Source organism: Clostridium cavendishii DSM 21758 (genome assembly GCF_900141845.1).
Taxonomy (GTDB): domain Bacteria; phylum Bacillota; class Clostridia; order Clostridiales; family Clostridiaceae; genus Clostridium_AG; species Clostridium_AG cavendishii.
In genome coordinates this window covers 201,219-227,043 of record NZ_FQZB01000007.1, presented here as the reverse complement: position 1 = coordinate 227,043, position 25,825 = coordinate 201,219, and the positions used below count along the sequence as shown (strand labels likewise).

The 25,825-nt window shown below is 27.3% G+C and carries 27 protein-coding genes; 7 read left to right on the top strand and 20 right to left on the bottom strand.

Annotated elements, in window-relative coordinates:
- Positions 1–53 precede the first annotated feature (53 nt).
- Complete coding sequence (locus tag BUB01_RS23460; RefSeq protein ID WP_200802859.1) at positions 54–815, top strand: hypothetical protein; 762 nt, start codon at positions 54–56, stop codon at positions 813–815.
- A gap of 261 nt (positions 816–1,076) precedes the next feature.
- Here BUB01_RS23460 and BUB01_RS08290 read toward each other — a convergent pair whose 3' ends face one another.
- The 8 genes from BUB01_RS08290 to BUB01_RS08255 form a co-directional block, all read right to left on the bottom strand.
- On the bottom strand, positions 1,077–3,020 hold the full coding sequence (locus BUB01_RS08290; RefSeq protein WP_072986233.1) for an elongation factor G: 1,944 nt from the start codon (positions 3,018–3,020) through the stop codon (positions 1,077–1,079).
- 140 nt (positions 3,021–3,160) lie between these two features.
- On the bottom strand, positions 3,161–3,991 hold the full coding sequence (locus tag BUB01_RS08285) for a DUF4097 family beta strand repeat-containing protein (protein WP_072986232.1): 831 nt from the start codon (positions 3,989–3,991) through the stop codon (positions 3,161–3,163).
- A gap of 12 nt (positions 3,992–4,003) precedes the next feature.
- Positions 4,004–4,666, bottom strand: a complete 663-nt coding sequence (locus tag BUB01_RS08280) for a hypothetical protein (RefSeq protein WP_072986231.1) — start codon at positions 4,664–4,666, stop codon at positions 4,004–4,006.
- Complete coding sequence (locus tag BUB01_RS08275; RefSeq protein ID WP_072986230.1) at positions 4,663–5,370, bottom strand: ABC transporter ATP-binding protein; 708 nt, start codon at positions 5,368–5,370, stop codon at positions 4,663–4,665. The genes BUB01_RS08280 and BUB01_RS08275 overlap by 4 nt, the downstream gene beginning before the upstream one ends.
- 2 nt (positions 5,371–5,372) lie before the next feature.
- Positions 5,373–5,738, bottom strand: coding sequence for a GntR family transcriptional regulator (locus BUB01_RS08270; RefSeq protein ID WP_072986229.1), 366 nt, complete (start codon positions 5,736–5,738; stop codon positions 5,373–5,375).
- A gap of 396 nt (positions 5,739–6,134) precedes the next feature.
- Positions 6,135–7,331, bottom strand: coding sequence for an ABC transporter permease (locus tag BUB01_RS08265; protein ID WP_072986228.1), 1,197 nt, complete (start codon positions 7,329–7,331; stop codon positions 6,135–6,137).
- An 11-nt stretch (positions 7,332–7,342) separates the two neighbouring features.
- Positions 7,343–8,050: an ABC transporter ATP-binding protein gene (locus BUB01_RS08260; protein WP_072986227.1), complete on the bottom strand. Its 708-nt coding sequence runs from the start codon at positions 8,048–8,050 to the stop codon at positions 7,343–7,345.
- A gap of 8 nt (positions 8,051–8,058) precedes the next feature.
- Positions 8,059–9,282, bottom strand: coding sequence for an efflux RND transporter periplasmic adaptor subunit (locus tag BUB01_RS08255; RefSeq protein WP_072986226.1), 1,224 nt, complete (start codon positions 9,280–9,282; stop codon positions 8,059–8,061).
- Between the two features lie 290 nt (positions 9,283–9,572).
- Between BUB01_RS08255 and BUB01_RS08250 the strand changes: the two genes are divergently transcribed.
- Positions 9,573–11,225: a SulP family inorganic anion transporter gene (locus BUB01_RS08250; protein WP_072986225.1), complete on the top strand. Its 1,653-nt coding sequence runs from the start codon at positions 9,573–9,575 to the stop codon at positions 11,223–11,225.
- A 99-nt stretch (positions 11,226–11,324) separates the two neighbouring features.
- Here the strand turns inward: BUB01_RS08250 and BUB01_RS08245 are convergent, their stop codons facing one another.
- Positions 11,325–11,681, bottom strand: a complete 357-nt coding sequence (locus tag BUB01_RS08245; protein WP_072986224.1) for a hypothetical protein — start codon at positions 11,679–11,681, stop codon at positions 11,325–11,327.
- A 546-nt stretch (positions 11,682–12,227) separates the two neighbouring features.
- Between BUB01_RS08245 and speD the strand changes: the two genes are divergently transcribed.
- The 3 genes from speD (at position 12,228) to BUB01_RS08230 (ending at position 14,063) form a co-directional block, all read left to right on the top strand.
- Positions 12,228–12,641 (top strand): adenosylmethionine decarboxylase, encoded by a 414-nt coding sequence (speD, locus tag BUB01_RS08240; protein ID WP_200802858.1) that lies wholly within the window; start codon positions 12,228–12,230, stop codon positions 12,639–12,641.
- 14 nt (positions 12,642–12,655) lie between these two features.
- The gene (gene speE / locus BUB01_RS08235; protein WP_072986313.1) at positions 12,656–13,501 is read left to right on the top strand and encodes a polyamine aminopropyltransferase; all 846 of its coding nucleotides are present in this window, start codon (positions 12,656–12,658) and stop codon (positions 13,499–13,501) included.
- 169 nt (positions 13,502–13,670) lie between these two features.
- Complete coding sequence (locus BUB01_RS08230) at positions 13,671–14,063, top strand: SatD family protein (protein WP_072986222.1); 393 nt, start codon at positions 13,671–13,673, stop codon at positions 14,061–14,063.
- On the opposite strand, the gene BUB01_RS08225 is transcribed toward BUB01_RS08230, so the two are convergent.
- The 6 genes from BUB01_RS08225 to BUB01_RS23140 form a co-directional block, all read right to left on the bottom strand.
- Positions 14,058–14,921 carry a DUF3307 domain-containing protein gene (locus BUB01_RS08225; protein WP_072986221.1) on the bottom strand — a complete coding sequence of 288 codons (864 nt, stop codon included), beginning with the start codon at positions 14,919–14,921 and terminating at the stop codon, positions 14,058–14,060. The genes BUB01_RS08230 and BUB01_RS08225 overlap by 6 nt on opposite strands.
- A 1-nt stretch (position 14,922) precedes the next feature.
- The gene (locus BUB01_RS08220; protein ID WP_072986220.1) at positions 14,923–15,684 is read right to left on the bottom strand and encodes a SatD family protein; all 762 of its coding nucleotides are present in this window, start codon (positions 15,682–15,684) and stop codon (positions 14,923–14,925) included.
- 464 nt (positions 15,685–16,148) lie between these two features.
- Positions 16,149–17,267 (bottom strand): alanine dehydrogenase, encoded by a 1,119-nt coding sequence (ald, locus tag BUB01_RS08215; protein ID WP_072986219.1) that lies wholly within the window; start codon positions 17,265–17,267, stop codon positions 16,149–16,151.
- Between the two features lie 204 nt (positions 17,268–17,471).
- Positions 17,472–18,509 carry a M42 family metallopeptidase gene (locus BUB01_RS08210; protein WP_072986218.1) on the bottom strand — a complete coding sequence of 346 codons (1,038 nt, stop codon included), beginning with the start codon at positions 18,507–18,509 and terminating at the stop codon, positions 17,472–17,474.
- Between the two features lie 271 nt (positions 18,510–18,780).
- Positions 18,781–19,458 carry a pseudouridine synthase gene (locus BUB01_RS08205; RefSeq protein WP_072986217.1) on the bottom strand — a complete coding sequence of 226 codons (678 nt, stop codon included), beginning with the start codon at positions 19,456–19,458 and terminating at the stop codon, positions 18,781–18,783.
- Between the two features lie 28 nt (positions 19,459–19,486).
- Positions 19,487–19,660 carry a hypothetical protein gene (locus BUB01_RS23140; protein ID WP_159433217.1) on the bottom strand — a complete coding sequence of 58 codons (174 nt, stop codon included), beginning with the start codon at positions 19,658–19,660 and terminating at the stop codon, positions 19,487–19,489.
- 368 nt (positions 19,661–20,028) lie between these two features.
- Here BUB01_RS23140 and BUB01_RS08200 point away from each other — a divergent pair, with 368 nt between their 5' ends.
- Together BUB01_RS08200 and BUB01_RS08195 are read left to right on the top strand one after the other, a co-directional pair.
- Entirely contained in the window at positions 20,029–21,132 is a 1,104-nt protein-coding gene (locus BUB01_RS08200; protein WP_072986216.1) for a DEAD/DEAH box helicase, read from the top strand.
- 524 nt (positions 21,133–21,656) lie between these two features.
- Positions 21,657–22,028 (top strand): peptidoglycan-binding domain-containing protein, encoded by a 372-nt coding sequence (locus BUB01_RS08195; RefSeq protein ID WP_084108519.1) that lies wholly within the window; start codon positions 21,657–21,659, stop codon positions 22,026–22,028.
- Positions 22,029–22,327: 299 nt separating this feature from the next.
- Here BUB01_RS08195 and BUB01_RS08190 read toward each other — a convergent pair whose 3' ends face one another.
- The 5 genes from BUB01_RS08190 to BUB01_RS08170 form a co-directional block, all read right to left on the bottom strand.
- On the bottom strand, positions 22,328–22,741 hold the full coding sequence (locus tag BUB01_RS08190; RefSeq protein ID WP_072986215.1) for a hypothetical protein: 414 nt from the start codon (positions 22,739–22,741) through the stop codon (positions 22,328–22,330).
- Positions 22,742–23,174: 433 nt separating this feature from the next.
- Positions 23,175–23,501, bottom strand: coding sequence for a hypothetical protein (locus BUB01_RS08185; protein WP_072986214.1), 327 nt, complete (start codon positions 23,499–23,501; stop codon positions 23,175–23,177).
- Between the two features lie 248 nt (positions 23,502–23,749).
- Complete coding sequence (locus BUB01_RS08180) at positions 23,750–24,184, bottom strand: hypothetical protein (RefSeq protein ID WP_207649985.1); 435 nt, start codon at positions 24,182–24,184, stop codon at positions 23,750–23,752.
- Positions 24,185–24,316: 132 nt separating this feature from the next.
- Positions 24,317–24,805 (bottom strand): RHS repeat domain-containing protein, encoded by a 489-nt coding sequence (locus tag BUB01_RS08175; protein ID WP_072986212.1) that lies wholly within the window; start codon positions 24,803–24,805, stop codon positions 24,317–24,319.
- A 274-nt stretch (positions 24,806–25,079) separates the two neighbouring features.
- Entirely contained in the window at positions 25,080–25,736 is a 657-nt protein-coding gene (locus BUB01_RS08170) for a class I SAM-dependent methyltransferase (RefSeq protein ID WP_072986211.1), read from the bottom strand.
- Positions 25,737–25,825 lie beyond the last annotated feature (89 nt).

The following is a 25,825-nucleotide window of genomic DNA, read 5'->3' as shown; positions in this document are numbered from 1 at the left end:
AGGTGATATACTTAAAAACGCCTATATTGTTAAATTGAGAGGAGAGAATCTAAATGTATAATGATTATAAGAAACCTTATGATAAATGTAATACTGAGTATCCTTATCAAGAAGTAGAAAATTATTATGAATCTAATGAATATGCTTCATATGAACATGAAAAATGTAATCCTAGACCATGTCCAGAAAAACCATGCCCACCTAAACCTTGTCCTCCTAAACCTTGTGATTGTGAAAAATATGAAGATGAAGCTAAAAGATATTTTGCTGAAGGCTTAAATTTTAAAAAACAAGCTGAAGGTATAGCTGATAGAGCTAAAGAAACTGAAGCTAAGGCTATGGAATATAAGAAATATTCTAAAGAATATCTTCTAAAAGCAGAAGAATTATATCGTCAAGTAGATAAATTATATGAAGAAGCTGATAAATATGGGTTTGAAGCTGCTAAATATAATAAGAAAGCTTTAGAATGTTATAAAACTAGTTGTCATTGTTTTAAAGAATGTGATGAATTAGCTCATAAAGCTGAATTTTTATATGCTAAAGCTAAAGAACTTCAAGCTAAAGCTAAGGAACTTTTGGGACATGCTGAATATTACGAAAAAGCTGGTCATGATTATGCAGTAAAATCTCATGAATATAGCATAAAAGCTAGTAAATTATGGAAAGAATATACTGCTCTTATATTTGAATCTGAAAAATTATTTGATAAAGCTGAAATGTTTATCAAGAAAGCTATTGAATGCTACAAGCACTCTCACAAACCTGAGCCTCCTTGTAGACCTGAGCCTCCTTGTAGACCAGAACCTCCTTGAAAACCAGAACCTCCTTGCAGACCAGAACCTCCTTGCAGACCAGAGCCTCCTTGCAGACCAGAACCTCCTTGCAGACCAGAACCTCCTTGCAAGCCTCGTAAACATTACTGCTGCTAATATATTTTAGTTATTTATTAGACTTAAATTTGAATACTATTCCTTCTATTAGGATTTATATAGAATAGCAAATAAGCTATTAATTATTGAAAATTCAATAATTAATAGCTTTCTCTCTTTAAATTAACTATAGGTTTAAAGAAACTATTCTATACAGTGCATATATCTTTCTACGTTTTCACCTTCTACCACAAATGCTTGACCTTTTGAACAGAAAATAGAACTTGATGTACATTCTATGTCTGCTTTCTTATTATAATTTTTATTTTGTATAATCTCATCTTCATTATGGCATCTGTCGTAGCCTGATAACTTAAAAGATATTTTTCCTTTACCCCTTGTATTATTAATAAATTCCATAGTATAACTCATAAATTTAGATACGGGGCCCCTCCCACGTATTATAAACTTATTTTCTACAATTTCTGGTTCTTTAAAACTTCCATTAAGTCTTTGAATATCTGAAATTATTTTCCCTATATAATCTACATCAGCCTGTATTTTAAAATCATAATAAGGTTCAAGTAATATATTATTAGCTTTCTCTAAACCTTGTCTTAAAGCTCTAAAAGTAGCTTCTCTAAAATCTCCTCCACTTGTATGCTTATTGTGAGCTCTTCCAGTTAATAATGTTATCTTTATATCAGTTAGTTCAGACCCTGTCAATATTCCACTATGTTCCTTTTCAAAAATATGTGTCCTTACAAGATTTTGATTTCCCACTGCCAAATCATCTACATGGCACTTATTTGAAAAAACTATTCCGCTTCCCCTTTTTAAAGTTTCTAGCTCTAAATGTACTTCTGCATAATGGCCTAGAGGCTCAAAATGACCATATCCTATAACCGTATTCTCTATTGTTTCCTTATAAATAATCTCACAAGGAGCAAATTCTACATCCAAATTAAATCTTTCTTTAACAACCTGCTTTAATACCTCTAGTTGAATAATCCCCATAATATGAACTTGAATTTCTTTTGTCTTTTCCTGCCAAATTATATTTAAGCCTGGATCCTCTTCCTCCAAAAGTTTAAAATATTCTAAAATGTTTTTAACATTTAGCTTACTATCAAAAATAACTTTAGAACTTAAAGTAGGCACCATTTCAAAATTTGGTTTATAGTTTATGTTTCCAATACAATCCCCTATTTTAGAGCTATCTAATCCTATAACTGCAAATACATCTCCAGCAACTACTTTTTTAACTTCTTTATACTTAGTTCCATTATATATTCTTATATTATTAATTTTTCCTAATTTGTTATCACCATAAATAATCTCTTGTTTTATATTTAAACTACCTTTTAATGCTTTTATAAAAGTAAGTTTATTTCCTATATCATCATGCCTAATTTTGTATACTTTCCCACCAAAACCTTCAGCTTCAGAATAATCAGTATAAGTTAATTTATGTAGCTTATCTAAAAATTTATCTATACCAATGTCCTGCAAAGCCGAGCCACTAAAACATGGAAAAACCTTATTTTCTTTAATTAAAGCAATAAATTTGTTAAACCATACTTCATAACTGTATTTTCCTTCAATATAATTTAAAAAAAGTTCTTCATCACGTTCTGCAATAAACTCAATAAGTTCCTCATTTATTACACTACTAAACTCATTAGTTATAGAACAAACATCCTTACTTAAATTATCCTTTATCTCACATAAAATTTCATTTTCAGTTAATATTGCACTGTCCATCTTATTTATAAAAATAAAAGTTGGAATTTTATTTTTTCTAAGCAATTGCCAAACTGTCTCAGTATGTCCTTGTACACCTTGAAGAGCACTTATTATTAAAACCGCATAATCCATCGCTTCAATAGCCCTCTCCATTTCACAAGAAAAATCTATATGTCCTGGAGTATCTATTAAATAATAGGTTGAATCTTCATATTCAAATATAGCCTGATCTGAAAAAACAGTAATTCCTCTTTCCCTTTCTATGCTATGACTATCTAAAAATGAATCCCTATGATCTACTCTTCCTCTACTCCTAATACTATTGGTATGATAAAGAACCTGTTCTGCGAAGGTAGTTTTTCCAGCATCTACATGTGCTAATATTCCTATTGTCTTTCTCATATTTAATCACCCATAATTATTATAAGACATATTTTAAAAAATAATAGATAAATTTATTTTCATCTCCAAATATTGTATTATTTACTATAAGTAAAAAACCTTTAGAAAAGTCTTTCTATACTAATCCAAAGGTTTTTTACTTATTTTACACTTATATTTCCAACTCCAGCTTTTATATCAAAGGTATATTTATTTTCACCTGATGTTTTTGCAGAAATATTTGTATTCCCTAATCCACCAGCAGCCTTTATATCTACTGGCGAATTATCAGGAATATCTATTGTTGAATTTCCTACCCCACCTGCAATCTTAAGGTTACCACCAACCTCTTTTAATGTTATTTTTGTATTTCCAACCCCACCTTTTATATCTATATTTCCATTCTTTTTCTTTAAGTTTATATCTAAATTTCCTGCTCCACATTTAATATCTAAGTCATTAAATATAATATTATCTATATTTACATTTCCAGCATCAGCTTTAAAATCTATCTTTTTGACTTCTAAATCGTTTATTTTTACATCTCCTGCCCCAAATTTAAAACCTATATTTTCTTTATATGCTTTTGGTATTTCTATATCTATTTCACTATTATTATCTCTAAAAAAACTAAAATCCTTATCTGAAAAATTCCACTCTGAATCCCATGAACCATAATCAAGGTCTTTTTCTTCTATAGTCATAGTACTTCCACTTTGCTTAGAAATCACATTATCATTTCCATCATATATTTTACCTTTAACCCTTATTTCATCTCCATCAGTCAGAACAATATTAACATCTGATCTTCCTATAGCTATTCTCAAATCATTAACGTTATTTAATTTAAAACTTTTATCTATTTCCTTAATATCTTTACTACTAATTTTTGAAATTTTAGAATTTTGTCCAATATCAAAATGTACATCACATCCTGTTAATGTAACTGCTGATAATACTAATAATACACTCAACACTTTCTTTATTCTCATTTAAATCACCTCTTAAATATCTAATTTTTTCTCTAATTTATTTACTGAAAAAACATAAAGTACTACTATAACTATTATAGAAAGAATAAAATCACAAATACCAAACCTTATCTTATCTGCTGATAAATACCATTTAGGTAATATTAAAGTTATTATATCGGTAACAATTTTTAATACAATCAAAGCTATAAACGTAAAAAATATAGTTCCTTCTGAACTGCTTGTATAACAATCTACTATTATTATTATCAGTGTTACTATCATATAGAAAAATAAAAACTCTATAAGCATATATATATTTAATACTGATACACTATTTAATGAATTTATTAAAGCTATTTTTATAGCTGCTACTATATAAAAAGGAAGATTTATAATTAAAAATTCCAAGTATTTTGATGTTAAAAATTCTACCCCTTTGATATTAGTTGTGAAAAGTAATCTTCCTCTCGCTTTAGATATATTGCTGTAAAATCCCTTTATACATAAAATAGTATTTATACCTAAGATTATTGCAAGTAATGGTGTCGTTACTAGTACTGTTATATTATTAAATATTAGTTTTCCACCACCCCTTATTGTTGTTAAAACGAATGTGAAAATTAAGAACTCCAATATATAAAAAATTAGATTTTCTCTTAACCCATATTTCATCAACTTAATTATATTTTTCATCTTCTAATACCCCCAAATATCTTTTTATATATATCTTGTAAGGACATACCATATTTTTCTCTCAAATCATCAGCTAAACCAAATTCACAAATTTCTCCATCACAAATGAACATCACTTCATCAAAAATCCTATCTAATTCTCCTATATAATGGGTTGTTATTATCATTGAACTTTCCTCATTAATATTTTTGATAATTGTATCTGCTATCCTTTCCCTTGCTACTATATCAACTCCTGATATAGGTTCATCTAAAATATAAAGCTTAGTTTCTCTACTTAAAGTTAAAGCAAGCTCTAATCTTTCCTTCATTCCCTTAGAAAGTTTACGTACCTTCATTCTTTCATCCAAACTCATAAATTCCATAAGTTCCCTGAATTTTTCTTCACTAAAATCTTTAAAGAAATCTTTATAAAAGTTCATTGCATCTTTAACAGTCATCCAATTATAAAGAACATTTTTTTCTTGTAAATAAGATACAAAATCTTTAGTCTTACTTGATACTTCTAAACCATTAATTTTAACCGAACCACTATCCTTCTTGCAAAGATTAGCTATAATATCTAAAAGTGTTGATTTCCCTACTCCATTTGGTGCTAATATACCTAAAACCTTTCCTTTTTCAAGATTAAAACTCACCCCATTTAACACTCTTTTTCCTCTATAACTTTTAATTAGTTCTTTAACCTCTAATACAGAATCCATAACTAAACCTCCTCATACTTATTACTTATAAATTCTATAAGCTCATCTTTTTTAAAACCCATATCCTTTGCTTCCTTTACAAATCTTAATATAAATTCCTTAGACATATCTTTTCTAAACTCAGCCATAACCTTTTTATCAGATGTTACAAATTTACCAACACCTCTTTGAGTATAAATAAGATTTATGTTTTCTAGTTCAGAATAGACTCTTTGAATTGTATTTGGATTCACTCTAAGTTCTGATGCATACTCTCTAACTGATGGCAATTTTTCTCCCTCCTTAAGCTCATTGCTAAGTATTTTCTTCTTTATATAATTAAATATTTGAAGATATATAGGTTCATTTGAGTTAAACTCTAAACCCATAAACTCATCTCCTTTCAGTATCACTGTATTAATTAAATAATACAGTGATACTCGCTATTGGTAAACCCTGTAACTTAACCATTTATACTTATTTTCTAATTTTATACAAGATTAACTTTATATTTCTAATTTTTTCTCAAAATTACACGTTTTTTCTTTATTTTTCATTCTAAAGAAAACTCGCTATTTATAAGAATGTTTTTAAAGGATATGTTCAAATAACCAAATCGTAGATTTAACTTTCCTATTAATCTTTAATAGGAAAATCTAGAATTTGGATTTTCACCTAAAATAATAACGCTTAATAATTTATTTCTAAATCATTAAGCGTTATATGTAATTTCAAATTAATTTTTTAAAATATATTTGTCACTTTTAACTTTTTATTATATATATCTATTCATATCTCAAAGCATCTATTGGGTCTAAATTAGCTGCCTTCTTCGCTGGATAAATTCCAAAAAATATCCCTATAGCAGAAGAAAATAAAATCACTCCCAAAATTGCAATTATAGAGATTGCTGGTGCTACTCCCACTAAAATTCCTATAATTTGTGAAGCTACAATACCTAATATTAACCCTATAATTCCTCCAATTAATGATACAATTGATGATTCAGTTAAAAATTGAATCAATATTGTTCTTGTTGTTGCACCTATAGCTTTTCTTATTCCAATCTCCCTAGTTCTTTCAGTTACAGATACAAGCATTATATTCATAACACCAATTCCTCCTACTAGAAGTGAGATAGATGCCACGGCTGCAATAAAAGTAGTAAATATACCTAAAATATTATTCACTTGTGTTAGTTTTTCCATAATATTTTGTGTTTTATAAATATCTCTTCCCTCATTATTATGTCTACTTTCTAAGATATTTATAGCTACTCTAGAGGCTATATCTGAATCATCTTTTGAAGTAGCTGTAAATGTTATAGATGATATTTTATCAGCCATAGGATATATTATTTTGAAAAAAGTTATTGGTGTTGTTATAAATGCTACATCCTTTTGAGGTCCCATATTTATACTTTCACTTACTCCAACTATATTTATAGTTTTAGTTATACTATCTGAACTTAGCTTAATATTTTTACCTACTACATCTGAATAACCAAATAAATCTTTAGCTGTATTCTCATCAATTACTGCAACAGCTCTACTATTTAGCACTTCATCGCTATTAAAAAATCTCCCATATAATATATTTGTATTATTAACTTCTAAGTAATTTTCCGTAGTACCTGTTATACTAGCAGTTTTACTCTTGACATCTGAAAAAACCTTACCTCTTTGTTGGTTTGTAGGTATTACATATTTTATTGTATCTACTTTTGTTTTTATTGATTCCACATCTTTTAATGTTATATAATCATTTGAATTTGCATTAGTCGTATCTACTGTAATATTTATATTATTAGCTCCCATTTTTTCAAACTGATCTAATATACTATTCTTTCCGCCACTACCTAATGAAATTATCGTTATAACAGAGCTTATACCTATAATTATTCCAAGCATAGTTAAAAAAGAGCGCATTTTATTTGATTTTATGCTATCCATAGCCATTTTAAAATTTTCAAATATATTCATTTTATTTACTCCTATAGTCTAATTCTATCTTCTACGTTTTTGTCTTCTACAACTTCACCATCTTTAAATCTAATAATCCTTTTAGTATATTTAGCTACATCTGGTTCATGAGTAACCATAATTATGGTAGCTCCCTCATCATTTAAATCTTGAAATATCTTTAAAATATCAAGGGTAGACCTTGTATCAAGATTTCCAGTTGGTTCATCTGCCATAATTATGGTCGGCTCATTTACTATAGCCCTTGCTATTGCTACCCTTTGTTTCTGACCACCTGATATCTCATTAGGTTTATGATTAAGTCTATTTCCCAAACCTACCTTTTCTAAAGCTTTTATAGCTCTTTCCCTTCTTATCTTTGGACTTATACCTCCATAAGTCATAGGTAATTCCACATTTTCTAATATATTCATTCTAGGTAAAAGATTAAAGGCTTGAAACACAAAACCTATCTCTTTATTTCTTATACGAGCTAATTCATCATCCTTAAGTAGTGATATATCTTTATTATTAAGCACATACTTTCCTTCAGTCATCTTATCTAAACAACCTAATATATTCATAAAAGTAGATTTTCCAGAACCTGAAGCACCCATTATCGATGTAAACTCCCCTTTAGAAAAATTAAGATTTATTTTATTTAGAGCTTTAAAATTAATCTCTCCACTATCATAGATTTTTTCTATATCTTTAACTTGAACTACGTAATTATCACTCATTTTATCACCTACTTTACAAGCGTTCCATTTTGAATTACATCTGTTGGATTAAGAATAACCCTACTTCCTTCATTAACACCTTCTACTTGAACTTCAGTTTCAGATCTAACTTCCTTTTTAATCTCTTTTTCTACAGCCTTATTATTTTCTACAACATAAACAAAGCTTTTTCCATTTTTATCTGTTTTAATACTTTCTGCTGGAATTTTAATAACATTTTTCACCTCATCTAATAATATATCTACATCCGCATCAAACCCAACTTTAAGATTGGGTGCATTCTCTATTAAATCTACATCCACTTGAATTGTAGCCTCCCCTGAAGCTACCGTCTTAGAAACTTCTGCTACAGGATAAATTTTAGAAACCTTTCCACGATACTCATTTGTAGAACTCTTAACTATAGCAGATTTATCTAACTTAACCTTATCTATATCATATCTCCCTACTGAAATAGTGACTTTAAGGTCATTAATTGTTTGAACTACTATTGCAGCTTGTTGTTGAGTTCCAACTCCTCCTTCTAAAACATTTATAGCTGTAACAACTCCATCTACATCTGAAACTATATTTCCTGTGTTCTTTGCTAAATTCTCTTTTGCAGTATCTAAAGCTAATTTACTATTCTTTATAGCATTATCAGCCTGTTGCATTTTTTCATTTGATATTGGTTGCAAAGCATCCCTTTGTTGCATTAAAGAGTTTTTTTGCTGAACTAAGCTATCTCTTTGTTTAATAATTGAATCTAATTGTGATGATACTTGATTATTATTTGGCTTATTTAAGCTAGTAATCTGATTATTCAAGTCATTTATACTTTTTGTCAAATCACTTATTTTATTATTTTTATCATTAATATTTATAGTCATTTGATTACTTTGATTAACTAAGTCCTGTTTCTGAAGAATGGCATTGTTATACTGTAATTCTGCCTGTTTTACAGGTGTATTTAAATCTTGTATATCATAAACTACTAGAATATCCCCTTTTTTGACTGAAGCTCCTAATTTAAAATTAATTTTAGAAACCTTTCCTTGTGGTCCAAAATATTCCTTAATATTCTTTGATTTAATAGTTCCCGTAGTTGATAAGTAAGATTTTATATCTCCTTTACTAACTACAGCAGTCTTAACTGACTTATATTTATTTTTATTTTTTGCAATCATCGACAAAGAAAATATAATTCCTAAAATAACTATTACTATAGTCCCTATAATCATTTTTTTCTTCATATGTACTCCTCCATAAGCTTTTTATTAAACCTCTATACTTTTATCATGACTTTTAAAATTAATCTTATACGAAAAAATATACTAATTTATTGTTAATATATAATTGTTTTGCATTTTATAATAATATGCTTTTATATTTTTTTGACTTAAAATTAACTTAATAGTAATATAGTAACTGGACTAAAAAATTGGACTTATAAATTTTTCTTATTTTTTTGTGTAAATTATAACTTTACATAGATTTTATAATCCAATTAAAGGTACTAAAGTTAAAGAAAGGATATATCTATATGTCACCAAAATTATTTAAACTAATCAGAGAAAATAATATCTCTAAAGAACAAATCATTAAAGATGTTGTAGCTGGAATTATAGTTGCTATAATAGCCTTACCATTATCTATTGCACTTGGTATTTCTTCTGGTGTATCTCCAGAAAAAGGTCTTATAACCGCAATAGTTGGTGGATTTATAATATCTCTTTTAGGAGGAAGTAGAGTACAAATAGGCGGCCCTACCGGTGCTTTTGTAGTTATTGTTTATGGCATTATTCAAGGTTATGGAATCAATGGACTTATTATAGCTACCTTAATGGCTGGTATCATTCTAATCCTAATGGGAATTTTAAAACTCGGTTCAGTAATAAAATATGTACCTACTACTATAACAGTAGGCTTTACTAGTGGTATAGCCATAACATTATTATCTACTCAAATTAAAGACCTGTTTGGACTTAATATAGCTAATGTCCCTGCTGATTTTATTCCAAAGTGGAAAGTTTATTTTTCTAATATGAATACTATTAATCTTCCCACTTTAATTGTTGGCCTTTCTTGCATTTTTATAATAGTTATTTGGCCTAAAATTAATAAAACTATTCCAGGTTCATTAGTTGCACTAATTATGGCTACACTAGTGGTAAATGTTTTTAATCTTCCTGTTGAAACTATAGGAAGTAGATTTCAAAATATATCTTCTACTATTCCTATACCACATTTAGTATCAATTGATTTAAGCACTATAAAGGACTTATTCAAACCAGCATTAACAATAGCAATTTTAGCAGCCGTTGAATCATTATTATCAGCAGTTGTAGCAGACGGTATGTGCGGCTCAAAACATGATTCTAATATGGAGCTTGTAGCACAAGGTGTTGCTAATGTAGGATCGGCTTTATTTGGAGGCATACCAGTTACTGGAGCAATAGCTAGAACTGCTGCCAACATAAAAAGTGGAGGTAGAACTCCTATTTCTGGTATAATTCATGCTATTATATTGTTTTTAATAATGCTATTATTTATGCCATTTGCTAAGCTTATTCCAATGACAACCTTAGCAGCTATATTAGTAGTTGTATCTTATAATATGAGTGGCTGGAGAAGTTTCAAAGCTCTACTTAAGGCACCTAAAAGTGATGTTATGGTTCTATTATTAACCTTTTTCCTTACAGTAATTTTTGATTTAGTTATGGCAATTGAAATAGGTATGATAGTTGCAATGTTTTTATTTATGAAAAAAATTGCGGATACTACTAGAATAAGAGATCTTGCAAATGAAGATGTTTTAGATGAAAATCTTTCCGAAATGTTAGATAACGCCAATGATAAAATTTTAGTTTATCAAGTAAATGGCCCATTATTTTTTGGAATAGTACAAAATTTCATGAATGTTATGGACGAGGTTAAACCTTCAGCAGAGGTACTAATTTTAGATATGCGTCATGCTCATTCCATTGATGCATCAGCTATTGAAGCTTTAAATACCCTTCTTGAACGTTGCCAAAAATATAATATTAAACTTATTTTAACACATGTAAATAAATATCCTATGAAAATTCTAAAAAATATGAACTTTATAGACAAGCTTGGAAAAAGATACATCTATGAAACTAAAACACAAGCTATTAATGCTTCTTATAAATACATAACAGAACTTGGGATGTAAAATTTAATATTAAAATTTATATTATTCTAACAATAAAAAGTACATTATGTTCTATTGCATAATGTACTTTTTATTATGTTAACCTTATCCTTATTATAATTATAAATTAAAAACTGGAATTAATATCAAATTCATTAATTTGATAACTATAAAATTAAATACTATTAATAATATAGCCATTATTACCATATTAATGCCATACTCTCTTTTATCTTCCATATTTGATACTTGTCTTGCAACTTTATAAATATAATATCCCATATTTATTAATTGTCCTACCCCAACGATAAAACTTAATGTTCCATATTTACCAACACCAAATCCAAATGATTCTATGATCTTATACTGACAATAACTATTTATTATAGCTAATACAATTAATATTACCAAATAAATTATTAAGTCTTTTTTATTCTTCATAATATGGTTTACTATTCTTAATACTTTTTCTTGCATTTTCATTCCCCCTATAATAATGCATATAATTTTTATATTATGCTGTTATTAGCATTAACTTAATTTTATATAAAAAAAAACATTATGTCAATTATTTCTATATATTGTAATAAAACTAATATATAGAAATAATATATTAATTTTATTTTTTATGGAAACTCAATATTGATTTTTATTATGTTTAATTCTTTATGTTTGTAACTTAAATTAATTTTTCCCATATATTGTAATTGTCAAATGTATTTTACTAAAAAATCTAAAGTGCTTGAATAATTTTATAGTTAAATATAATAAAATTAAATATATATATTCACCTATTTCTATAAAAAGTAAAAATTTTATTTTAATAATTATATTGACAAAGATTAGTTTTCTTGCTATTCTATTTTTGTTTAGTATAGAGTTATTTTGTGTTTACTAATACTAAACTTTTACGCAAAAATTTTTTATTCATAGGAGGTTACATGAGTGAAGCATTTTTATTAAAGAAATATTTATCTGTTGGATGGAACTAAATTAAAATTTACGGAGGGATTTATTATGAATATTGAACAATTGGGAAGACATATTTTAGTGGAATATTATAACTGTGATAAGGAGATTCTTAAGAATCATGAGATTATTGAAAAATATATGAAAGAAGCTGCTGTTAGGTCTAATGCAACTATAGTCACAAGTTGTTTCCACAAATTTAATCCCTGGGGAGTCAGCGGTGCTGTAATAATCCAGGAATCACATCTTACTATCCATACATGGCCTGAATATGGCTACGCATCTGTGGATTTATTTACTTGTGGTGATAGCGTTAATCCATGGATTGCTTTTAAATATCTTGAAGATGTTTTAAAAGCAGAAAGAAGTGAATCTACAGAAGTTGCTAGAGGTTTAGTTGATAAAATTGTAAACTTTGCCAATGGCGCTTATAATAATATGGAAATAAAATTTAAAATGGAGGCTTAGGAAAGATGGCTGATATGGAATTATGGTATACAGAAAACCAAACTGACAACGTAAATTTTTCAATGAAAGTTAAAAAACACTTATATTCAGCTCAAAGTGATTTTCAGAAAATAGATGTTTTGGATACTTTTGAATTTGGTAGAGTTCTAGTTATAGATAACTGGACAATGATAACAGAAAAAGATGAATTTATTTATCATGAAATGATAACTCATGTAGCAATGGCTACAAATCCTAATATAAAAAATGTACTTGTTATAGGTGCCGGTGATGGTGGTACAGTAAGAGAATTAACAAGATATAAAACTATTAAAAACATAGATATGGTTGAAATAGATGAATTAGTTGTTACTGCTGCTAAAGAATTCTTACCATTTACAGCAAATAAGTTAGATGATTCTCGTGTAAATTTATTTTTTGAAGATGGTATAAAATTTGTAATAGGTAAAGAAAATCAATATGATTTAATAATAGTAGATTCAACTGATCCTATTGGTCCTGGAGAAGGTCTTTTTACAACTGAGTTTTATACTAATTGTTTTAAAGCGTTAACATTTGATGGAATATTAATAAATCAATGTGAAAGTCCTTATTTTGATAATAATGCTAAAGAAATGAAACGTTCTTTTAATAAATTACAAGATATTTTTAAAGTATGTGAAGCTTATCAATATCATATGCCTACTTATCCATCAGGTCATTGGATTTTCTGCTTTGCATCCAAAAATTTACATCCTATAAAAAATTTAGATGCTGCTAAATGGAATGCTTTAAATTTAAAGACCAAATATTATAATACAGATTTACATGTAGGTGCATTCGCTCTACCTAATTATGTAAAAGATATTATTCATAAATAAAAGTTTATTTTTCTCACTTTTTTACCATAAAAAGTATATAATAAAATATACTTTTTATTATAGAGTTGATGTTAAAACGTACACTTATAAAAAGTTTATATTTTAGCATCAACTCATTTTTAATTTATAAATACAAATATAATCATATATAACTTTAAAGGAGGTAACTATGAATTATATTACTATGATTTTTGATATAAAGCATTCACGTAATTTATTAAATAGAAATGAAATACAGGAAAATTTAATTAAAGTTATAAAAAAATGTAATCAACTATTTAGCGACATAATATTATCACCATTTTTAATAACACTTGGTGATGAATGGCAAGGATTACTGAAAGGAGATAGTGATTATAATGAAGTAATAAAATTTTTCAAAAATAATTTACCTTCTGATATTAACTTTTATACAGGTGTTGGCATAGGCTCTATTACAATAAATAATTTTGAATTAACAGTAAATCAGTTAGATGGTCCTTCCTTTCATCTTGCAAGAAAAGCTATAAAATATGCAAAAAGAAACAATTGTGATTTAGTTATTTTTATAAATGAATTATAAAAATAAACTACGAATTATTACTCCTCCAATTATAGCTGATATAAAACTTATTAATGTTCCTATAATAAAATATTCTGCAAAATTATCTTCTGAAAGTTTTTTCAATCTAGCTAATGATTTTGCCGTTAATACAAATCCTATCATTGATGGATAATTTATTATGATACTAATTAATATAAATATCCTTTCTAATATTCCAATTGTAAAACCGCCATTTTTAGCTTCTGATAAAAAATATGCTATAATTTCTCCATTTTTATTTATAATTGAATTTTTATTATTTTCATTTATATATACTTGTTTTTTAGATAAATCTAAGTTTTTTATAAATATTTTTATAAATATTCCTGTTACCCAAGTAACTATAAAAAATATAGAAAGTGTTAATAATACTTTTTCCAAAAAATCTATATTTTTAGGATAATCTAAAAGTTTATATCCATATATGTTACCTAGTTTATTTAAATTAGTTTTTAATGTTACAAATATTATAACTAATAAATGTAGCAATTGATCTACTCCAAATACCATAATATTATTTTTGAATTTTTTACTATATAAATATAATAAAGATTTTATTTCATCAATTATAAAATGTAATATTATTATTAATAAACTCTGCCATATTTTAATTGTAATAGCTTGTCCATATAAATAATATATAAGGACTATAAGCCCATATATCCCCAGGAAATGAATTATTGAATGAAACAAATTCCCTTTTATAGTTTTTTCTATTTTATTTTCACCATCAGGTAATTTATCAGGAAATCTATTAACTAGTATTGATTGACCTTGAAAAACAAAATCAAAAATAATATGACTTAAAATACAAACCAAAAATATTTTAACATCCATACTAACTCTCCATTAATAATTTTGTATATACCTTTATTAAATTTGCTATAATTTGTTTATTATAAACAGTCAAAAAGTAATTTGATGCTGTTAGTTTATGAGATGTACTTGATTTAGACATATTAGGATATAGTTTTTGAATTTCATTATATGTTCCTAATTCTTCATAAAGGTTAATTACCTCTATTTGTTTTTCTGTAAACTTACTTTCTATCATTTCATTATTTTGTATAAGAGCATTAATAATATCAACTATATTTAATTCATCTTCTATTGTAACGGCAACTTCCATTTGTGCTACATCATAGCTATTTGATACATTAGTATTCATAATATACTTCGGATTACCAATCAAAATTACTCTACAATATTTTGTATGAATTTCTTTATTATAAAATCTGTTATTTGTTTTTGCCATAGTTATAGCTTTTCTAGCATGGATAAAAGCCTCTCCATCCATTTCTCTTGTATCGTTAGATTCATTTGTACTTATACTCCCAACACCTATTCCACAATAAATTTCTATTTTTTTTGATAATAAAAATTTTTTTATTTCATTAACTAATTCATAGCTTTTATTTGTCTTCCTTAAAACTAATTGCCATTCATCTCCTAATGTAAAAGTTATAGGTGCAACTAAAACATCTTTATACTTTAAATTCAAAGTACTAAAATATTGCTTAATCATTTGTTGTATATTTGCTCTATCCTTAATTTTTCTAGATTTTACTATATCTATATTTATTACACTATATACTTTCATATGCCTTACCTTTCTAAATTTAATTTACTATAAAATATCTTTCCTTATTTTATAACCTTTTAAATATATTTTATTAATTCACTAAACTTAATATTATTAATACTATTCTACCACAATAAACTGCATACTAAAAAATTAAGCTTTTATACTTAAACATCACCTTAATTATTATTGTTAAAATCACTTTTTCTTAAATATAATTGCCTATAATGCCTCTAAATATACTATTATTTATTATTAACATATAATTTTTACATATATATCAATTTATTTATTAATTTATTTATATATTTTATAATTATCAATTCTCATTATTTAAAAATTCGGCTTAATTTTAAAGTTACTAATTATTATTTGTTTCTCCTTATATACTTTTATTTAAAATTAACTATTTTATAAAAATAGTTTAAAACACAAGCAAAACCTTCTAAGTTTTTGAGCTTAGAAGGTTTGTATTATTTATATTATTCGAAAAATTCTCTTGGGTCAACATATGAAAGTTTTAAACTCTTTGCTACTGGCTCACAAGTAACATGACCTTTATAGGTATTTAATCCCTTTAATAAACAGTGATCTTCTCTTAATGCTTCTTCTACACCGTTATTGGCAATCTTTAATAGATATGGAAGTGTAGCTGATTCTAATGCTATTGTTGAGGTTCTTGGTACTGCTCCAGGCATATTTGCTACTGAATAGTGTACTACTCCATGTTTTTCATAGCAAGGGTTATCGTGAGTTGTAACCCTATCTATAGTTTCTACTGAACCACCCTGATCAATAGCTACATCTACTATTACAGCTCCCTTTTTCATCTTCTTTACCATTTCTTCTTTTACTAATTTAGGTGCACTAGCTCCCATAACTAAAACTGCTCCAATTAATAAATCAGCCTTTTTAGTTGATTCAGAAATATTATGCTCATTACAAATTAGTGTTGTAACTCTACCTCCAAATACATCATCTAAATACATCAGTCTACTTTTATTAACATCCAAAATAGTTACTCTAGCACCCATACCAAGTGCCATTTTAGCTGCATTAGTTCCAACAACTCCACCACCTATAATAACTACTTCTGCTGGTGCAACTCCAGATACTCCACCTAAAAGTATTCCCATTCCTCCTCTATATTTTTCAAGGAGATTAGCTCCAACTTGTACAGACATTCTTCCAGCAACTTCACTCATAGGTACTAATAAAGGTAAACTTCCATTATTTAATTGAACTGTTTCATAAGCTATACCAGTAACTTCCTTTTTTAATAACGCTTCTGTAAGCTCTCTATTAGGTGCTAAATGTAAATAAGTATATAAGTTTTGACCCTTTTTAAATAAATCATATTCTTCTCTCAATGGTTCCTTAACTTTAACTATAATATCACTCTTATCAAACACCTCAGTATTTACTTCTGCTATTTTAGCTCCTACTTTTAAATACTGTTCATCAGTAAATCCACTTCCAAGACCAGCTCTAGTTTCTACTATAACTTCATGACCATTATTAACTAGCTCACCTACTCCACCAGGAGTTAACCCAACCCTATTCTCATTATTTTTTATTTCCTTTGGAACACCTATTATCATAATAATCCCCTCCGAGTAATCATTTACACTTATACTAGAAATATACTACTCACAAAACTCATAGTCAATTTTTGAATTTTATTTATTTTCAGAATTTTTAGTATTTTATCAGTTCATTTCATTAAATTTTTCTTATTTTTTTTAATATTTAACAAATTTTAATTAATAAAAAAAATTTATTTTTTAATTTTTATGTTGTTTTCTCTATTTAGTTATATATAAATATAATAGTTTTATTGTATTTTCTATGGCATCATAATGTGTTCGCTCCATTCCATGAGATGCATGCACACCAGGTCCAATAAGCGCACCTCTTATATTATTACCTGCATTAAGTGCAGCAACAACATCTGATCCATACATAGGATATATATCCACAACATAAGATAGATTATTTTTCTTGCTTAGATTAACTAAATCAGTTACCATATTATAATCATAAGGGCCTCCTGAATCCTTTGCACATATTGACACATCATATTCAGTACAATTTAAATCATCACCTATACAGCCCATATCTACAGCTATCATTTCTGTTATGTCCTGTGGTATATATGCTGAACCATGCCCAACTTCTTCATAGGTAGAAATAAATATTTTTGTAGTATAGCTTGGAACTATATTTTCCCTGCTCATTAATTCTAATAGCCCCATTAATGCAGTTACACTACCTTTATCATCGATAAATCTTGATTTTATAAAACCACTTTCTGTTATTTCTGTTTTAGGCTCTATAAATATAAAGTCTCCAGCGCATATTCCAAGCGCTTCTACCTCTTCCTTAGTCTTTACTTTTTCGTCAATTCTAATCTCCATATTTTCAGGATCTCTTACTTTAGATTTACTATCAGCAAAAACATGTATTGATGGACTTGTACTCAAAAATGTTCCTGTATATATTCTTCCTTCTCTAGTTCTTATCTTACAATACTCAGCGTCTAAAGTTGGAACAATTGGACCACCTAAAAGTGTAAATTTAAGAGTACCACTTGCTGTGATAGACCTTACCATTGCACCTAATGTATCTACATGAGCTGATAATCCTACCACTTTACTGTCACTTTTACCTTTTAAAGTTATTATTCCACAACCCTTATTAGTAGTTTCAAATTCATACCCAAAGCCTTTAGCTCTGCTTTCTATATCTTTCATAATGTCAAAGCAGAACCCAGTAGGACTATGAAACTCTAATATTTCCTTGGCAGTTTTTAAAACATATTCTTTATCTATTTTTAAATCCATTATTAACCCCTCCCCAATTATTTTTCACTCCCTATATTATTTAGAATATCACTACTATTATATCACAGTTTATAAACTGTTAACATCGTATGCACTTTTTAGTTAAATTGTGAAATTAAACTTTAAACATATCCAAAATATGTTTTGCACTTTTTTAAATACTATGCTATTATAAATTTGCAGTTGGTACGTAAGTGCTGATTACATGGGAGCTTAGATTTGTCCTTCGCCGGATTTGCTAAGCTCCCTTTTGTTAAATAATAAAATAAATTTAACTATTAAGCTCTATAATCTCCTCTTCTGTAAGATTACGCCACTTACCATATTCTATTCCTCTAAGCTCTATATTCATAATTCTAATTCGTTCCAACCTTATAACATTATAACCAAAAACCTTTGTCATTCTTCTTATCTGTTTATTAATTCCTTGAGTTAATATAATCTTAAATGTATCTTCATTAATTCTTGTAAGTATACACTTTCTTGTTATTTGACCACAAATTTCAACTCCTGATGCCATACTTACTAAAAACTCATCATCAAAGGCCCTATCTAAAGTTACTATATATTCTTTCTCATGTTTATTTTCAGCTTCTAATATTTTATTTGCTAAGTCACCATCATTAGTCATAAGTATAAGTCCTTGAGATTCCTTATCTAACCTTCCTACCGGAAATATATATTGATTAAAATTAATAAAATCTATTATATTATCCTTAACCTCATTAGCCGCTGTGCAAGTGATCCCAATTGGTTTATTTAAAGCTATATAAATCTTTTCTTTCTCTTTTATAGGTTCATTATCTATTAAAATACTATCAGTAAGCTCTACCCATTGTCCCTTTTCACAAAGCTTTCCATTAACCATAACTCTTTTATCTTCAATAAGTCTGTTTGCTTCCTTCCTCGAACAATATCCAAAGTTACTCAGTAGTTTATTTATCCTCATATTTAAAATTGTCCTTTCTAAAATACAACTAACTATCCTTATCTAATTTTTCATTAACCTCCTTACAATTTTCTTCTGACTGTTTAATACGATTTTTAAATTCTTCCATATTATTAATTAAATCTCTTATGTTTTCAATTTCAAGCTCATCTGTGCTAACAAATTTTACTGGCAAAATATAAGTATTTTCTTCTATAAACATAACTACTCCTATAAAAACTTAAAGTATTCATCTTAATAGTATATGTTTTAAAAATTACTATAAGTGCTAAACTTAATTATTTTATTATTAAATTCCTTTACATTATATACTATGGATTACTTATTTAAAATAAAAGCGATAATATTTTAAAGATTTAAAGATATTTTTTCACTATAGTATTAATTAGTAATAAAGCATTTTGATATATATGTTGTAATCTGCTTCCTACCAATAAATTTAATATAAACTTTATTTTGTGCTCAACAAGTGTATTAACATAAATATAGATTTTAAATTGCAACATATATAGTTATTTATGTTATAATTACTCCTATATAAATTACATTTAAGATGAAAGGTATAATAATATGAATTTTAAAGACTTAGGAATTAACGAAAATATTATAGCTACTCTAAAAAAATCTGGAATCGTAACACCAACTGAGATTCAATCAGAAGCAATTGAACCTATTAAAACTTTCAACGATGTTATAGCTGAAGCTCAGACTGGAACAGGTAAAACACTTGCTTTTTTATTACCTATTTTCGAAAATATATCGACTACTTCAAATTATATTCAGGCATTAATTGTGTCTCCTACAAGAGAACTTGCCATTCAAATAACAGAAGAGGCCATGAAGCTAAAGGAAGCTAAAGATATTAATATATTGTCTGCTTATGGAGGAAAAGATATAGGTTCTCAAGTAAAAAAATTAAATGGAAATATTCATTTAGTAATAGCTACACCTGGTAGACTTTTAGACCACATTGAAAGAAAAACTATTGATCTTTCAAAACTTAAAACTATAGTTTTAGACGAAGCGGATCAAATGCTTTTAATGGGGTTTAAAAATGAAGTTGAAACTATAATGAAACAAGCACCAAAAAAACGCCAAACTCTTTGTTTTTCTGCAACTATGGACTCACAAGTAAAAAAACTTGCTTATAGATATATGAATGACCCTAAGGTAATTTCTATAAAAAAAGAAACTGTAACCTTAGCTAATATAAAACAAGATGTTGTAGAGACTACTGATAGATGGAAACAAGATGCTTTATGTAAGGTATTAGAAGAAGATAATCCTTTTATGGCTATTATATTTTGCAGAACTAAAAGAAGGGCCGATGCTCTTGAAGTAGCACTTTATCAAAAAGGTTATAATTGTGAAAAGTTACATAAAGATGTTCCTCAATCAAAACGTGAAAGAATAATGAAAGCCTTTAGAAATGCTGATATTCAATATTTAATAGCTACAGATGTAGCTTCCAGGGGCTTAGATGTAAGCGGTGTATCTCATATTTATAACTATGATATACCAGAAAGTCCTGAAATATATATTCACCGCATTGGTAGGACTGGAAGAGCTACCAATGATGGATACACTTGTATGTTTATAGATCCTAAAGATTTTAGAACTTTAGAACAAATTGAAAAAGCTATAGAATTTAAAATTCCTAGACGATATGTATAGCTAGTTTTATTAATTATCTTTAAAACAATCAACAATTTTTTATCTATTATTGATTAGTATACCTTAAAATAACACTTAGCTTATTTTAAGGTATATTTCATAATAAAATTTTTACATTTTATCAAATTTTATCTTCTAATATGTTTAAACTTTATTTATTTTTATAATAAAATTTTGCACAAACCTTCCAATCTTAACTAATTTTTAAAATAAAAAGGAAATCCTATTTATTATCATTCATAGTAATACTCTTACAAGGTAAGTTCGTATTAGCAAATTTAAATTGGGATACTTACTCAAGTTCAAATCTCCAAATTAAAATTTATATTCTCACTTATTAGTAGCTATTACTTCCATAAACAATAAAAAACTTAGCATTATTTCTTAGTTATAACATGATTAATAAAATATATGTTAAATAAATATTAATTTTGTTAACAGGAATTAACTTGAATAATTGTAAAAATAAGTATATTATGTAATTGTAGAGGAAAAACTCTAACAAAATTATAGGAGATGTTAAAATGTTAAAAAATTTACGTAGAAAATTAGTTGCTGGTGGAGTAGTATGTACAATGGCATTAGGAATGGGTGTAATAGCACCACCTACTACTGTAAAAGCATGTGATTACAGCACCCCAGCTATTGGAAGCTATCCTGGATATATTATGAGCGTTCAAAATGGTGGCTATGACTCTAATGTACAAAAAATTCAACATTTTTTAAATGGATTAGCTAGTAGTTCAGGAGACTATGCTTATTATGTAGGTAGTGAAGATGGGTACTTTGGAATCAAAACACAAAATGCTGTAGAGCATTTTCAACAAAGACATTCATTATCTAGCGATGGTAGAGTTGGTCCTAATACTTGGTCAGCAATGCAATATCATAGATAATTAATTAAACGGTCTTTTTATTAATTTTTATAGAAAACTAATCTTTAATTTTAAAATGGAACACCCCTTATAAATTTAGGTGTTCCATTTTTATTTTTATAAGTCCTATCTCTAACCACTTTAGATAGAGAGCTATATTAATTATCTTTACTTTTTAACTTATTTCTTCTCTAAATAACTTTTTAATACTAATACTATTAAAACCTAAATTAATATTACTTTAACAATCTTGTATATTTCATAAAAACTCCATATTATTACTAACATATCCCAATATATAAATATATTATTTTACTTTTTTATTCATATAAACCAAACCCAGTTACAATTAATGTAGCCCAGTCACTATTTTCATTCTCTATCCACTTATACTCAATGCAAAGCTCCTTAAGCCATGCATTTAGACCATTAGTTCTTTTACTTACATTTGGCGATTTTCTTCCAAAGATTTTTTTTATATCTTCTAATAAATCCATTTGCTCATACTTATCAAGTTCTTTATCTAATAATCCTTCAATAATTTCACAACACTTTGTATAAGCTTTTTTATCACCATAATACAATTCATCTGCTAATATTTGACGTTCCTTATTTAAAGTGTCTTTTACTTCATTAATCTCATCTATATTTGATAAATACTTTTTAGCTATAGTTAAAGCCTCAAGCTCCTTATCTATTTTAATTATTGATTTCTCTAATTTTTCAAATCTCATTTAATCGTCTCACTTTACACATTTATTTAATCATTAGTCTTATTATAGATAATGACAATGTTTTTATTATACCATCAACTAGATAATTACGCATTATACTTTTTTTGATATTTAATTTTCTCCATTACCTTCTATTAACTTAATTGCATAAAAAAATATCGGCACTATTGAAGTATCAATATTTCCATTACAACGATATTTTCTTTTACTTTAGGTTGAACGGGGGGATAGGTGATAAAGATTTTAGAAAGTATTTTTAGTTTCATCACCTGGAATTTACTTTTAAAATTTATCTTCCACTCTTCCCCATTTGCCCATATTCACTGCATTATTAACATTATTCCCTCAATTATTCTTCCTATTTTGATTATTTTATTAAAATAGGTAAACTGCTATTTTTATGCAGCAAAATAATATTTAATTTTGCAGTTAATTATTTTAATATTTTCCATATTTCATCACCAATTCTATCTAAAGGTTCATTTGCTTTAATACGTTCATCAAAATCTGCCTTCCATATAAAGAAATCAGATAATCCACCTCTTGTTGAGTATAAATTGTTATAAATTGATTTTATCTCATTTATAATATTACCAGAATCTGTATAATTATTTTTTTTACATTCATTTAAAATTTTCACTACATATTTAACTTCAGAAATATGATAATCAATATCTCCTCTTCTATTTGCTACTAATACTAAACTTAATTCACTAAATAAATTTTGTAATTTATCTATAATTAGATTATTTGAACCCATTAAAACTCCTCCTAACGTATTGGTGTCTTGCTTATAGGTTGTACTCCTTTTATCTTCCATGGTTCAGAAATAAAAATTTGATTACAGCCTTCTCCACCTAAATAACAACCTCCTTGATATCCAACTGGACCTTCATATATAGTTGTTCCTTTAGGGATTCTTATTGAATAAGTTGATTCTAATGGTGAAGTACCTGTTAATACTCCTGTTTTGGGGTTTATCCATTGAGGCTTAACAGCAGAATCTATTCATACTTTAACTGCTGATTCTACCGGCTCTCTAGTAAAACATTGTCTAAGTACATTTTGCTCTTGTCCTGGAATTATTAGTCCTCCTTTTTTTCCTGAGCGATATAAAATTATATCTTCATCTAAAACTTTTACATTATATTTACTACTTATAAAATTTGATGCAAGATTTCCCCTCATTTCAGATAAAGGTCCAGGATTTTCTACCATATTATAAACATATTTAGTTTCAGCTTGTGTAACCCACTTAGCCTCGTTTTCACCTAGACGGAACATTTCACTAAAATTAATATAACCTTTTTTCGTCCAATGTAACGACTCTTTAGCAAAAGTCTGAAATCTTTCTGTTAATCTCACGTACATCTTAGACTCTTTAAAAGCTGTTGACCCCCATTTTGCTGTAGCTAATATACCCCAAAAGAAAGTGCTGCACATGCAAATCTTAAACTTGCAAGTGTTTTAATAGGTACTTAATTTTTGTAGCTTATTAATAAAATACTCCCTTCATAGCAACAGTTTTATTATTTTAACTGTCTCCTATAAAGGGAGCATATCACTCAATTATAATTAATTTAAAGAGATTTGTGTTGTCCCATCAAGAACATTAATTATACAATTGCTTTTTACCCCAAAATAGCTTGCAGTAACAGTAGTTTGACCTATTCTACGTTTCTCAATTTTCCCTTCATTCGTAACAATTGCTATTTCTGGGTTGGATGACATATAAACAGCCTTATTAGTAACATCTTTTTTACTACCATCTGAATAAAGAGCTGTCACTATGATACTACCCTCTCCGCCTGAATCTACGTTATAAATTTGCTTATCAAACAATATTTCTTTTAATTCTACCTGTGGGGGTATACTCTCAATACTTGTTATATTTCCTGCTTCATCATATGTATAAATTATTCTTGATCCATCATCATTACAAACCTCAATAAGCCTGTCTAAATCATCATACTTATATGTTGTTCCATACGCATAAACTGAGGTTGCCGCGATAACTATTGACATAATTAATAATCCAACAATACTTTTTTTTATATTTCTCATACTTTCTCCACTTCCTTTTTAATGTTTATATAGTATATATTTCATATTATATCATATAATTACATTTAATTAAAATCTATATATATCTACTTTTTCATAGCTACTTTAATATTAAACTTTATTTTGTAAATACATTAAGGATAAAAAACTTAAATTATATATTAATCAAAAATAAGACACAGAAAATCTAAATAGATTAACTGTGTCACCATTAAATAATATAATAACATTAAATATTTTTTATTACTTTAGCATAACAATAAAAATTCTCTTTCTACTTTTTGGCTAACAAAATAACTGTATTCTCGTATTGCCAAATTTTTTCTACTGTTTTGAAACCTACCTTATGAAGCATTTGTGTTTGATTCTTTACAGTACATGGAGTATCATAGTGATAAAAACCTTCCGTTATCCCTAATTCCTTACGAATTCTTTTATTTTCACTAAAATAGTAATCTTCATATTCTTGAGTTGGAGCCATATAATCAGTTTCAATATAAAAACCTTCTTGCTTTAAGCTTTTAAAAATCTTCTTATATAAACCTATTTTTTCTTCATGTGTAAAATGATGAAGTGTCTGCACTGACAATGCAACATCAAAAATAGCATCTCCCATATCATAATTAAAATAACTATCTATAATTAAATCTAACTGTTCTAATTTATCACTATGCTTTTCCTTTATTTTTTCTAGCATATTTTGAGATAAATCAACACCCTTAACCTTAACTGTTGGATTACGTTTAAAAATTTCATCTAACTCTAGGCCTGTCCCACAGCCTAAATCAAGTATATTTATTCCGTTTACTTTTGGTATTAACTTTGCAGTTTCAACATAATATTTATCTGCTCCATCTACATAATTCATCATATGTTCCTCATACTCATTAACCCTAGTATTAAAAAAACTATTCATTTTTTCTAAATTCATATAGAATCACCTCTAATCAATGTTTTTAAGTTGCCCACTATTTATTATATTCCTATCTGAAATTTAACAACAATCTAAAAAACATTTCA

Bases quoted from the DNA above. Each gene is read 5' to 3' on its own strand.
- BUB01_RS23460 (WP_200802859.1), top strand. From the start codon at position 54: ATGTATAATGATTATAAGAAACCTTATGATAAATGTAATACTGAGTAT.
- BUB01_RS08290 (WP_072986233.1), bottom strand. From the start codon at position 3,020: ATGAGAAAGACAATAGGAATATTAGCACATGTAGATGCTGGAAAAACT.
- BUB01_RS08285 (WP_072986232.1), bottom strand. From the start codon at position 3,991: ATGAGAATAAAGAAAGTGTTGAGTGTATTATTAGTATTATCAGCAGTT.
- BUB01_RS08280 (WP_072986231.1), bottom strand. From the start codon at position 4,666: ATGAAAAATATAATTAAGTTGATGAAATATGGGTTAAGAGAAAATCTA.
- BUB01_RS08275 (WP_072986230.1), bottom strand. From the start codon at position 5,370: ATGGATTCTGTATTAGAGGTTAAAGAACTAATTAAAAGTTATAGAGGA.
- BUB01_RS08270 (WP_072986229.1), bottom strand. From the start codon at position 5,738: ATGGGTTTAGAGTTTAACTCAAATGAACCTATATATCTTCAAATATTT.
- BUB01_RS08265 (WP_072986228.1), bottom strand. From the start codon at position 7,331: ATGAATATATTTGAAAATTTTAAAATGGCTATGGATAGCATAAAATCA.
- BUB01_RS08260 (WP_072986227.1), bottom strand. From the start codon at position 8,050: ATGAGTGATAATTACGTAGTTCAAGTTAAAGATATAGAAAAAATCTAT.
- BUB01_RS08255 (WP_072986226.1), bottom strand. From the start codon at position 9,282: ATGAAGAAAAAAATGATTATAGGGACTATAGTAATAGTTATTTTAGGA.
- BUB01_RS08250 (WP_072986225.1), top strand. From the start codon at position 9,573: ATGTCACCAAAATTATTTAAACTAATCAGAGAAAATAATATCTCTAAA.
- BUB01_RS08245 (WP_072986224.1), bottom strand. From the start codon at position 11,681: ATGCAAGAAAAAGTATTAAGAATAGTAAACCATATTATGAAGAATAAA.
- speE (WP_072986313.1), top strand. From the start codon at position 12,656: ATGGAATTATGGTATACAGAAAACCAAACTGACAACGTAAATTTTTCA.
- BUB01_RS08230 (WP_072986222.1), top strand. From the start codon at position 13,671: ATGAATTATATTACTATGATTTTTGATATAAAGCATTCACGTAATTTA.
- BUB01_RS08225 (WP_072986221.1), bottom strand. From the start codon at position 14,921: ATGGATGTTAAAATATTTTTGGTTTGTATTTTAAGTCATATTATTTTT.
- BUB01_RS08220 (WP_072986220.1), bottom strand. From the start codon at position 15,684: ATGAAAGTATATAGTGTAATAAATATAGATATAGTAAAATCTAGAAAA.
- ald (WP_072986219.1), bottom strand. From the start codon at position 17,267: ATGATAATAGGTGTTCCAAAGGAAATAAAAAATAATGAGAATAGGGTT.
- BUB01_RS08210 (WP_072986218.1), bottom strand. From the start codon at position 18,509: ATGGATTTAAAAATAGATAAAGAATATGTTTTAAAAACTGCCAAGGAA.
- BUB01_RS08205 (WP_072986217.1), bottom strand. From the start codon at position 19,458: ATGAGGATAAATAAACTACTGAGTAACTTTGGATATTGTTCGAGGAAG.
- BUB01_RS23140 (WP_159433217.1), bottom strand. From the start codon at position 19,660: ATGTTTATAGAAGAAAATACTTATATTTTGCCAGTAAAATTTGTTAGC.
- BUB01_RS08200 (WP_072986216.1), top strand. From the start codon at position 20,029: ATGAATTTTAAAGACTTAGGAATTAACGAAAATATTATAGCTACTCTA.
- BUB01_RS08195 (WP_084108519.1), top strand. From the start codon at position 21,657: ATGTTAAAAAATTTACGTAGAAAATTAGTTGCTGGTGGAGTAGTATGT.
- BUB01_RS08190 (WP_072986215.1), bottom strand. From the start codon at position 22,741: ATGAGATTTGAAAAATTAGAGAAATCAATAATTAAAATAGATAAGGAG.
- BUB01_RS08185 (WP_072986214.1), bottom strand. From the start codon at position 23,501: ATGGGTTCAAATAATCTAATTATAGATAAATTACAAAATTTATTTAGT.
- BUB01_RS08180 (WP_207649985.1), bottom strand. From the start codon at position 24,184: ATGTGCAGCACTTTCTTTTGGGGTATATTAGCTACAGCAAAATGGGGG.
- BUB01_RS08175 (WP_072986212.1), bottom strand. From the start codon at position 24,805: ATGAGAAATATAAAAAAAAGTATTGTTGGATTATTAATTATGTCAATA.
- BUB01_RS08170 (WP_072986211.1), bottom strand. From the start codon at position 25,736: ATGAATTTAGAAAAAATGAATAGTTTTTTTAATACTAGGGTTAATGAG.